General features: G+C 68.2%; 10 protein-coding genes. 4 read left to right on the top strand and 6 right to left on the bottom strand.

The window, feature by feature from the left end; all coding sequences use genetic code 11:
* Positions 1 to 90 precede the first annotated feature (90 nt).
* Positions 91 to 303 (bottom strand): hypothetical protein, encoded by a 213-nt coding sequence (locus tag VFP86_00840; GenBank protein HET8998170.1) that lies wholly within the window; start codon positions 301 to 303, stop codon positions 91 to 93.
* Between the two features lie 403 nt (positions 304 to 706).
* Between VFP86_00840 and rlmD the strand changes: the two genes are divergently transcribed.
* Positions 707 to 2092, top strand: a complete 1386-nt coding sequence (rlmD, locus tag VFP86_00835) for a 23S rRNA (uracil(1939)-C(5))-methyltransferase RlmD (protein HET8998169.1) — start codon at positions 707 to 709, stop codon at positions 2090 to 2092.
* On the opposite strand, the gene VFP86_00830 is transcribed toward rlmD, so the two are convergent.
* The 3 genes from VFP86_00830 to VFP86_00820 are packed head-to-tail and all read right to left on the bottom strand — an operon-like array spanning position 2089 to position 5331.
* Complete coding sequence (locus VFP86_00830) at positions 2089 to 3369, bottom strand: alkaline phosphatase family protein (GenBank protein ID HET8998168.1); 1281 nt, start codon at positions 3367 to 3369, stop codon at positions 2089 to 2091. The genes rlmD and VFP86_00830 overlap by 4 nt on opposite strands.
* Positions 3370 to 3371: 2 nt before the next feature.
* Positions 3372 to 4244, bottom strand: coding sequence for a diaminopimelate epimerase (gene dapF, locus VFP86_00825; GenBank protein ID HET8998167.1), 873 nt, complete (start codon positions 4242 to 4244; stop codon positions 3372 to 3374).
* Positions 4245 to 4248: 4 nt separating this feature from the next.
* Entirely contained in the window at positions 4249 to 5331 is a 1083-nt protein-coding gene (locus VFP86_00820) for a D-alanine--D-alanine ligase (GenBank protein ID HET8998166.1), read from the bottom strand.
* A gap of 93 nt (positions 5332 to 5424) precedes the next feature.
* On the opposite strand from VFP86_00820, the gene VFP86_00815 reads away from it, so the two are divergent.
* Positions 5425 to 6162, top strand: coding sequence for an HAD family hydrolase (locus VFP86_00815; protein HET8998165.1), 738 nt, complete (start codon positions 5425 to 5427; stop codon positions 6160 to 6162).
* A gap of 86 nt (positions 6163 to 6248) precedes the next feature.
* Here the strand turns inward: VFP86_00815 and VFP86_00810 are convergent, their stop codons facing one another.
* The gene (locus VFP86_00810; GenBank protein HET8998164.1) at positions 6249 to 7433 is read right to left on the bottom strand and encodes an aminotransferase class I/II-fold pyridoxal phosphate-dependent enzyme; all 1185 of its coding nucleotides are present in this window, start codon (positions 7431 to 7433) and stop codon (positions 6249 to 6251) included.
* Positions 7372 to 8577, bottom strand: a complete 1206-nt coding sequence (locus tag VFP86_00805; protein HET8998163.1) for an aminotransferase class I/II-fold pyridoxal phosphate-dependent enzyme — start codon at positions 8575 to 8577, stop codon at positions 7372 to 7374. Before VFP86_00805 ends, VFP86_00810 begins: the two co-directional genes overlap by 62 nt.
* A 163-nt stretch (positions 8578 to 8740) precedes the next feature.
* On the opposite strand from VFP86_00805, the gene VFP86_00800 reads away from it, so the two are divergent.
* Both VFP86_00800 and VFP86_00795 read left to right on the top strand, forming a co-directional pair.
* Positions 8741 to 9619 (top strand): deoxyribonuclease IV, encoded by an 879-nt coding sequence (locus tag VFP86_00800; GenBank protein HET8998162.1) that lies wholly within the window; start codon positions 8741 to 8743, stop codon positions 9617 to 9619.
* Positions 9616 to 9843 (top strand): hypothetical protein, encoded by a 228-nt coding sequence (locus VFP86_00795; protein ID HET8998161.1) that lies wholly within the window; start codon positions 9616 to 9618, stop codon positions 9841 to 9843. The genes VFP86_00800 and VFP86_00795 overlap by 4 nt, the downstream gene beginning before the upstream one ends.
* The last annotated feature ends 7 nt before the right edge of the window (positions 9844 to 9850 follow it).

Here is a 9850-nt window from a genome sequence, read left to right as displayed (position 1 = left end):
TGTGAATGGAAAGCCAACGTTATTCAACGGAGATCATCAATCGACGTATGACTGTTCACAGTGGCGTGATGACGCGCAGGATGCCCGGCGTTAACGGCAATCGACAAGCAGGACGTACAGGGTCGACGCGATGGTGTAGTTGTGGCCCCCCGCCACATCTTTGCTGACTTCTGTGTCGAGACGGCGGTGTAGCGTATCAAGCTTGTTGTACTTGGCGCGGACACACTCGCGGGCCGTTTGCATTTTCTGCGCCACTTCGGTCGGCGGACGTTCTTGCAGGAGACCCGCCATGTGCCTCGCCATATTTGCTGCACCCGTTATGTGCCCGTGGCGGAAGGGCCGGGTCCAACTATCTGTCGCGTCGCTGCCCCACTCGGCGATCGTGACAACTCGCCATCAAAGGGTGTATGTCGACTTTGGGCTTCTCTCTGGCCTGCGAGGCCAGTGAAGGGACCGCGGCGGTTGGGAGCGGCATCGCAGGCGCCGGCTGAGCGGATTGATCCGGCACAGGGACGGGCGTCTGAGGATTCGATGAGTGTCTGAAGCCGCGGCGCGTGCGCCTCTTCCACATACTTCTCACCCTGTTTTCTGGCACGACGGACGATTGGTCGTGTCAATTTCATCGGCTCCGGTGTGGGTTCCCTGCTAGAGTGGTGGGCTGCGCAATGGTCGGATACGCGCGTCAGCTCCATGGTAAGATGAGGCCATGGAGCGGGCGGTGGCGCAGCGCCACCCGCCCTTCCGCCGTGGCGCCGAGATCGAGCTCACGATCGACCGCATGGCCTACGGCGGTCGTGGCGTGGGGCGCATCGATGGATTCGTGGTGTTCGTGCCGGATACGGCCCCGGGGGATCGTGTTCGCGCGCGCCTGTGGCGCGTCAAAGCCGCCTACGCCGAGGCGGACCTGATTCAGGTCGCCTCACCCGCGCCGGCGCGCGTGTCGCCGCCCTGCCCCCACTTCGGCCCCTGCGGTGGATGCGTCTGGCAGCACCTGGGGTACACCGATCAACTCGGCGCCAAAGAGAGCATCGTCCGCGAAAGCCTAACCCACATCGCCGGTCTCCGTGACGTCGACGTCAGGCCGATCCTCCCGGCGGTCGATCCCTGGGGGTATCGGAACAAGATGGAGTTTACGTTCCACCCCGACGCCACCTTGGGGCTGCATCGGCGAGGGGCGTTTGACCGCGTGGTCCCCATCACCGCTTGTCTGATCCAGTCGGAGGCGGCGAACGAGATCCTTCGGGTTGCCACGGAATGGGCGCGCGCGTCGGGGTTGTCCCGGTACAATGCGCGCGATCACACCGGGCTCCTCAGACAGCTGGTCATCCGCGAGGGACGGCGCAGCGGCGAGATGATGGTCGCGCTGATCACGACGGCGCCAGAGGTCCCCGCGGCCCGCGACCTCGCCGTCCGCGTCCGCACTACCGTCCCCCGCGTCATGAGCGTCCTGCACGGGGTCAATCCCGGGGCGTCGGATGGCCTTCCCCTGACCGCCGTCTCCGTGCTCGCGGGCCGGCCGTACATCGTCGAGCAGCTCGCGGGCCTCCGGTTCCGGATCGGCCTCGAGACATTCTTCCAGACCAACACCGTGCAGGCGGAACGGTTGGTCGAGACGGTCGGCACGCTCGCAGAACCGCGGGAACACGAGACGGTCTTCGACCTCTACTGTGGGGTCGGCACGTTCTCGCTCCCTCTCGCGCTTCGGGCACAACGGGTGTACGGGTTGGAGATCGCCGCCTCCGCCGTCGAAGCCGCTCGTGAAAACGCGGCCCAGAACGCGATCGGGAACGTGGAGTTTGCCGCGGGGGACGTCCGGCGCCTCCTTCCGGACCTGGTGGGCCGGGCCGGAGCGCCTCACTTGCTCGTGCTCGACCCGCCTCGGAGCGGCGCGGGGAGCCGGGTGATGCGGAAGGTTATCGCCGCGGCGCCATCGCGGATCCTCTACGTCTCCTGCAACCCCACGACCCTGGCGTCCGATCTCGAAGACCTGGCCGCCGCCGGGTATGCGATCCGCACCGTCCAGCCGCTCGACCTCTTTCCCCACACCTATCACGTTGAGTGCGTGGTCGCACTCGAGCGCGGCGCTGCCTAGGCTGCGCCCCCCATCTTGACCAGCAGGGGCATGATCTCGACCCCCATCAGGGTGCCGAGGCTGCCGTGGGCGCAGGCCGCCTCGTTGTACTCGCGGCTTCCGTCCGACGTTACCCCTCCGCCCGCCAGTAGCAGCGGGACCGGGTCGTCGGAGTGGCTGTGGAGCTCGCACGGGGTGGCGTGATCGGCGGTCACGGCGATGAGCACCTTCTCAAGGTCGATCTGAGGGAGCAGGGTCCCGAAGAACGCCCGATCGATGAGCTCGATCACGGCACGTTTGGCATCCGCGTCGCCGTCGTGTCCCGGCTCGTCGGGTCCCTTGATGTGAATATACAAACCTCCGGTTCGCGTGATCTCGGTGATCGCCGTGCGGGCCCACTCGGCGTAGACCGTCGCTTTATCCGCGCCGCTCGGCGGGACGGGGATCACGCGCATCCCGGTCAGCTGCGCGATCCCCCGCTCCACCGGCATCTCGACGAAGCAGCCGAACCGCACCCCAAACCGCTCGGCGATCGGCGGCATCGTGGGGAGGTGGTCCCCCGCATCCCGCACCAGGATCAAATTCCCCGGCATCTTGCCGGCGGCGCGGCGACGCTGGTTCACAGGGTGCCGGTCCAGCAGCTCATGGGCTCTCCGGGTAAACTCGTTCACCAGGGCGGCGGCGGCGCGGGCCTCTTCGCTGGAATCGAGCGGCGTGCATTCCTCGGTCATGTCCCCCGCCTGCGCGCGGGCCACACCGAGTCCTTCCACGCGGGCGTAGGCCGGGTCGGTGTTGCTGATCTTTCCGGAGAGCCGCCCACCGTGTCGGCGCATGACCACCCCGCAGCGGTGTCCGATGCTGGCCCGCACCTCGAGATCGGCGGGGACGGAGTCCAACTGTAGTTCTCGGGTCACCGCGTCGGCCAGCGCATGCGCCTCCTCCGAAGTCAGATCCCGACCGGCCCGCCGGTCGACGATGCGCAGCCCCTCGCCCCCCGTGGCAAAGTTCCCCCGCAACGCGAGGTCACCGTCCTGAAACGGCATCCCCGCGCCCACCGCCTCAAACACCCCGCGACCGGTATGGTACTTGAATGGATCGTATCCGAGGATCGCCGTGACGGCGACGTCGGATTCGGGGGCGATGCCCTTCCCCACCGTCTGCACCAACCCCGTGCGTCCGCGGCGGGCCAGCACCGTCAAATGCGGGACCGCCGCAGCGGCGAGCGGCGTCCGTCCCCCGAGCGCAGGCACAGGACGGTCGCCCAATCCGTCCAGGATCACGTAGAGAATCGGTCTCATCGCTATCGTCGCAGACGCGCGGCCAAGTCGGCGCTGATGGTGCCCCGGCACGTCTCTTCCGCGGGGCCGGTCAACCGGAGATCGAAGTCCGCGCCGACGTGTACGCGGAGAACGCCGCCGGGGCTCTGCACCGTCACGTCCCGGCCGGTGAACCTGTGACGGACGCACGCGGCGGCGACCGCACTGCTGCTGCTCCCCGAAGCCAACGTCTCGCCGGCGCCCCGCTCCCAGATGCGGATCGCCACCCGGCTGGTCGAGTCCACCCGCACGAACTGAACGTTCGTGCGGTTCGGAAACATCGGATGATGCTCCAGCATGGGGCCCACGTGAGCGAGATCGAGCGATTCGAGATCATCCACGAAAATCACGCAGTGGGGGTTCCCCACGGACACGGCGGTGATCCGAAACTGCTGGGATCCCAGCGTGAGCTCTTCGTCGACGACCTCCCGGTCCGGCCCCGCCACGGGGATCTCACGGCTCCGAAACGTCGCACGCCCCATGCCGGCGGTGATGTTCTGCACCTGCCGGCCGCGCAGGCGGAGGGTGATCGAGACCATGCCGCCCCGGGTCTCGACGTCAAAGATCCTGCGGCGTGTGTACCCATGGTCCCAGAGGCACTTCGCGAAGATCCGGACGCCGTTCCCGCTCTTCTCGGCCTCGCTCCCGTCGGGGTTGAACACGCGCAGACCGAATAGGGCGCGCCGGGACCGCTCGATCGTAAGGATCCCATCCGACCCCACGCCGAAGTTCCGGTGACAGATCGCCTGCACCGCAGACCGCGTGAGGCGGAACGAGAGGACGCGGGGATCCATGACGAGGTAGTCGTTGCCCAGCGCGTGGGACTTGACGTACTCGTTCCGGCGGAGCCGGGCCATGCCCTCAGGCTCCCGGGCTCGGAGGACGGGTCCGTTTCCGCCGGAGCGCATTGCCGATGATCCGGTTGACGAGTTCGGGGAAATCGATGCCGGCGGCCGCCGCGGCCTTGGGCAGGAGGCTCCCCGGAGTCAGGCCCGGGATCGTGTTCACCTCGAGCAGCACGATCTTCTTCCCGCTGGCGAACATATCCACCCGCGACATCCCTTCGCACCCGAGAGCCCGATGGGCGCGCACGGCGAGCTGCTGCGCCTGCCGGGCCACGGCCGCGGGCACGCGCGCGGGAACAATCTCCTCGCTGGCGCCCATGTACTTCGCCTGATAGTCGAAGAAATCGCGCCGTGGCACGATCTCGACGAGCGGGAGGGCCGCCGGGATGCCCGTCTTGGGATCCTCGAGAATGGCGCAGGTGAGCTCCGTCCCCCGCAGGTATTCCTCGACGAGCACGACCTCCCCGTACTGCAGCGCCTCCTCGATCGCTGGGACAAGCGCATCCGCGCCGCGCACGATCGTGACCCCGATACTGGACCCCTGCGCATTGGGCTTGACCACGCAGGGAAACTTGAGTTCTTTCGCGACCTGCGACCGCACCTTCGCCCGGTTGCCCGGCCACGCGCCGCCGTCGACTACTACGGACGCGGGAAACGGCAACCCGGCGGTCATCCCGACCTGGCGGCTACGCAGCTTGTCCATCGCGAGCGCGCTGGCCAGCACCCGGGAGCCCGTGTAGGGAATGCCGAGCAACTCCAGGAGCCCCTGGATCGTCCCGTCTTCACCGTACGGCCCGTGCAGCGCGATGAACGCCACGTCCACGGTGCCGTCCCCGACCGCGTCCTCGATCCGGTAAGGTGCCAGCGCCGTCGACTCGACGGCTGCCGGGACATGCCCGACCTGTGGAGACGCGCCCGCCCCCCCGGGACCGGCGAGCCGCAGCAGATCGGGGCGCGGCAGGAACTTTCCCTCGCGGGTGATCTCGTATGGGAGCGCGTCGTAGCGGTTGGGATCGATGGCCTGGATCACCTGGAGGCCGCTGGCCAACGAGACATCGCGTTCAGGCGACGGTCCTCCCAACAAGACGGCAACGCGCAATCGTTTCCTGCCGGGGAGTGGATCCGCAGCCATACCTGCGGGCATGTTCGGGGGTGGAGGAGCAATCCCTGCCTGCGCCGTACGAGGATGGGCATGTCGATTCAGGGCGTCATCTTCGATCTCGGCAGCACGCTCATCCACCGCACTGGGTTGGAACTCGAACGGGAAAAATGCGGCGCGCTTGCACGGTTCGCCGCATCCGAGTGGGGATGCCGAGACCCGCAGGCGCTCACGGCGCGTCTCCTCGAAATCCGCCTCGACGGCTGGCGACGCTCGGAAGAAACATTGAGGGAGGTTATCGCCGCTGATGCACTCACCCGGGCGTTCGCGTCTAGCGGGCTCCCGACCGACGCGGACACGATCCGGCGCGCCGAGGCCGTCTTCTTCGAGCCGGAGGTCCGCCTGAGCCGGCTCTACCCGGATGCCCTCGAGACCCTTGCACACCTCCGAAATCGTGGACTGCGTCTCGGCATGATCAGCAACGCGACGAGCCACATGCTCATCCTGGACATCACAGCCAAGCTTCGGATCGCCGAGTACTTCGACCCACTCGTGACGTCGGCCGGGTTCGGACGGGTCAAACCCCACCCCGAGATCTTTGCCCACGTCCTCGAGGTCTGGGGAGCGCCGGCCGATTCCGCCGTGATGATCGGAGATACCCTGCGGGCCGACATCGCGGGGGCCCACGCCGTCGGCATGCGGTCGATCCTGGTGGACATCGAGCCCAATCCCGCGAACGCGACGTTTGCGGGACCGGCGGTGCCGACGGAACGGGTCACATCCCTCACGCAGATCCCTCCGCTGATTACGCGATGGGCGGGCCAGCGCTGAGTTGTCTCAGCGCCTCGCCACGTGGGGCGGCATGCCCCGCGGAGGCATACGTCCAGACCATGGTGCCGATCGCTAAGTGGGCTATTTCATACGCGGCCGAGCGCCTGATCGAAGTCGTCGATGAGGTCTGCGATATCTTCCACTCCAGCGGAGATGCGGATCAAGCCGTCTGCGATCCCGGCCGCGAGGCGCACCTCGCGCGGCATATTCACGCTCGTCGTTGACGCCGGGTGGGTCACGAGCGTGCTGACCCCCCCGAGGCTCACGGCGAGCTTTCCCACCCGCAGCGCCTCCACGCACCTGGCGCCGGCGGCGACGTCGCCCCGCACCTCCACGCTGAGCATGCCCCCGAATCCGCGCGACATCTGACGGGCCGCGACCGCGTGGCGGGGATGCTCGGGCAGCCCAGGATAGTAGACGCGCGCCACCTTGGGGTGAACGGCGAGGTGCTGGGCGAGGGTGAAGGCATTGGCGTTGTGCCGCTCGACCCGCAACCCCAGGGTCATGAGCCCCCGGATCAGCAGGTACGCGGCGAATGGATCGAGGACGCCTCCGAACGTCCGCATCGTGAGGACGCACCGGCGGATCAGCTCGCTCGATCCCACGATCACCCCGGCTGTGACGTCGTGATGCCCGCCCAGGTACTTCGTCGCGCTGTGGCAGACGAGGTCGACCCCCAACCCGAGCGGCGTTTGATTGTACGGGGTCGCGAAGGTGTTGTCCGCGATGGTGCGCGCGCCGCAGCCTCGCGCGAGCGCCACCACGCCCGCGATATCGATGACGCCGAGCAGGGGATTGTTCGGCGTTTCGATGTAGAGCAGCTTCGTGTTGGGCCGCACCGCGCGCTCGTAGGCGCCGACGTCCGGGTCGTCGAGGAACGTCGCCTCCACCCCGTACGCGGGCAGCACGGAGTCGAGCAGGCCGAATGTTGCCTGATACACGGCCTTCGGCGCGACGACGTGATCACCGCCCCGCACCAGGCTCATCACCGCCGTGGCGATCGCCGCCATCCCGGATGAGGTGGCCAGCGCGGCCTCCCCGCCTTCGAGGAGCGCGACCTTTTGCTCGAACGCGGAGGTCGTCGGGTTCCCCCAGCGCGTATAGAAATAGCCGGGCGCGGTTTCTGCGCCGAGGCGCGCTCCCTCTTCGACCGAGTCGTACCGGAACGTCGCCGTCTGGTAGACCGGCGTTACCACGGACTTGTTGGCGTCAGGGATCCCGCCTCCGTGAATCGCCAGAGTGCTGAACCCCCACCGCGGGTGCTCGTCCATCGACGCCCTCCTCCCTGAGCCGCGCGAAGCAGCGGCTCGCCGCATCCAGGCCGGCCTGAAAGACATCCGGGTCCTGGCCGATGCCGATGCGCAGGTGGTGCTCATACCCGAAAGCGGAGCCCGGCGCCAGCATGACACCGTGCTCGGTCGCGAGCCGATCGGCGAGGTCCAGCGAAGGAATCTCAAGCTGGTAGCGCAGCAGCGCGAGGAGTCCTCCGCGCGGCGGCGTCCAAGACAGGATGGGTGCGTGCCGGGCGATCCATTGTGCGGTCGCGCGCAGATTGGCGGCGATGATCTGGGTGTTCCGCTCAATGATCCGCTCACGGTGCCGGAGCGCCAGTTGGGCGATCGCGTCGTTGAGCCGGCCGGGGCTCAGCGAGACATAATCGCGCAGGGCCACACAGGCGGAGACGACATCCACAGGCGCTGCGATCCAGCCGATGCGCAGGCCCGGCAACCCGAAGGGCTTGGACACGGTGCCGACGCTCAGACCGCGGGGCCCGTGCTCGAACATCGGCGGGGCGATCGGGTCGCCGCCGGGAACGGTGAGCCAGCGATAGACCTCGTCGGAGATCACCCTGGCCCCGACGGACTCCGCCAGCGCGTACACGCGGCGCGCCCCCTCCGGCGGGAGGACCGCGCCGGTGGGGTTGTGCGGCGAATTGACGACGACGAGACGCGTGTTCGGCCGAAGGAGCCGCGCCAGCCCGTCCGTGTCGTACCGGTCGCCGCTCTCGGGCCCTACCTTCCACAGTGAGACATCGCACCCGAGCGCCCGCGGCACGCTGTAGAGTTGCTGGTAGGCGGGATAGGGCACGACCACGTGGTCACCGGGGTCGAGCAGCGCATTGAACAACAGGAAGTTCGCCTCGATAGCCCCGGCGGTGACCAGGATATTGTCGGGATCGCAACCGACGTAGGTGGCGGCGATCAGCGAACGCAGCTCGTGCGTGCCGACCGCTTCGCAGTAGTCGAGCGGCATTTGGACCAGGCGGTCGAGCGTGTCCCGGCGCTCGTCCGGAGGCAGCCAGCCGAGAAGGTCGGCAAGTCGCAGCGGCAGGATGCCGCTCTCGGCGATGTTGTACCGCGCGCGGAGCTCGTGGCGCGTCATCCACCGCTCGAGCGCGAAGGGTTCGACCTTCATCCCATCACCTCACAGGAGCAGACTTTGCCGCCGGTGCCGTCATCTCCCTCATCATATCCATCCGCGATCGCCCACTCCGGCCGCGCGTTGCTGGTCCGCACGATCGGATCGTCGGGGCGGGCGCGTCGTTTCGCAGGAGATTGCCCCGCGCGCTCCCGAACCAGTGGCCGTGCCCCTCGGCGCCCACGTGTCGATCAGCGGCCGCCTCTGCGATGCGGTGCCCCGCGCCCAGGCGCTCGGGTGCGAGTGCCTGCAGATCTTCTTTGGCAGCCCGCGACAGTGGCGCCTCGTCTCCTACCCGGCGGACGAGCTCGAGGAGTTCCGCCGCAGGAGGGACGCGGCCGGCTTGGATCCGCTCGTCGCCCACACCTCGTACCTGATCAATCTCGCCTCGCCCGATCCCCACCTCTACCGGCGTTCGGTCGTGTCGCTCGTTCACACGCTGCAGGGGATGGACGCCCTCGGCGGCCGCGCGGCCATCACGCACATCGGGAGCCCCATGGGAAGTCCCTGGCCGGATGCGCGGGCGCGGATCGCCTGGGCGCTCCGTGCGGCGCTCCGGGAGAGCACGAGTGCGATGGTGCTGCTGGAGGGCAGCGCGGGGGGAAGCCTCGGCGGCACCTTCGAGCAACTGCGGGAGATCGTCGATGAGACCGGGGAGCGCCGCCGCCTCGGGATCTGCCTCGATACGGCCCATCTGTTTGCCGCCGGGTGGGACCTCCGCGCCCCCGCGGGCGTCGATGCCATGGTGCGCGCCGTCGCCCGCGTGATCGGCCTCAGGCGGCTCCAGGCGTTGCACCTCAACGACTCGAAAGCCGCGCTCGGATCCCACCTCGACCGACACGAAAACATCGGGGAGGGCGAGATCGGACGGGCAGGGTTCCGCGCGATCCTGGCCCATCCCGCGCTCAAGGACCTGCCGGGATTTATCGAGACGCCGGGGTTCGAGCAGACCGGCCCCGACCGGAAGAACATGGGCATCCTCAAGCGGCTGCGGCCGGCGCCGAAGCGGCCTCGGCAACGGGCGAAGGTGCCCCGGTGAAGTGCGCCACCCATCCCGACCGCACCGCGCTCGGCTACTGCGGGCGATGCGGAAAGGCGCTCTGCAAAGCCTGCCTCGTTCGCCTGAGGACGGGAAACTACTGCGACACCTGCGCGAACGCCCCCGATCGTGGGGCGGCGCGTGCGCGCCGCAGCATTCCGTGGTGGGTGGTGGGGCTGATCCTCCTGGCTGCACTCATCATCATCCGCGCGCTCATCCACTGACGGCCCA

It is taken from the genome of bacterium, assembly GCA_035703895.1.
In the GTDB taxonomy this organism is placed as follows: domain Bacteria; phylum Sysuimicrobiota; class Sysuimicrobiia; order Sysuimicrobiales; family Segetimicrobiaceae; genus Segetimicrobium.
Note: the sequence above shows the minus strand (reverse complement) of the source record. Positions and strands in the feature narration are given on the sequence as shown.

What these genes read in the sequence shown, in the direction of transcription:
- rlmD (HET8998169.1), top strand. Translation starts at nt 707, where the DNA reads ATGGAGCGGGCGGTGGCGCAGCGCCACCCGCCCTTCCGCCGTGGCGCC.
- VFP86_00830 (HET8998168.1), bottom strand. Translation starts at nt 3,369, where the DNA reads ATGAGACCGATTCTCTACGTGATCCTGGACGGATTGGGCGACCGTCCT.
- dapF (HET8998167.1), bottom strand. Translation starts at nt 4,244, where the DNA reads ATGGCCCGGCTCCGCCGGAACGAGTACGTCAAGTCCCACGCGCTGGGC.
- VFP86_00840 (HET8998170.1), bottom strand. Translation starts at nt 303, where the DNA reads ATGGCGAGGCACATGGCGGGTCTCCTGCAAGAACGTCCGCCGACCGAA.
- VFP86_00810 (HET8998164.1), bottom strand. Translation starts at nt 7,433, where the DNA reads ATGGACGAGCACCCGCGGTGGGGGTTCAGCACTCTGGCGATTCACGGA.
- VFP86_00815 (HET8998165.1), top strand. Translation starts at nt 5,425, where the DNA reads ATGTCGATTCAGGGCGTCATCTTCGATCTCGGCAGCACGCTCATCCAC.
- VFP86_00805 (HET8998163.1), bottom strand. Translation starts at nt 8,577, where the DNA reads ATGAAGGTCGAACCCTTCGCGCTCGAGCGGTGGATGACGCGCCACGAG.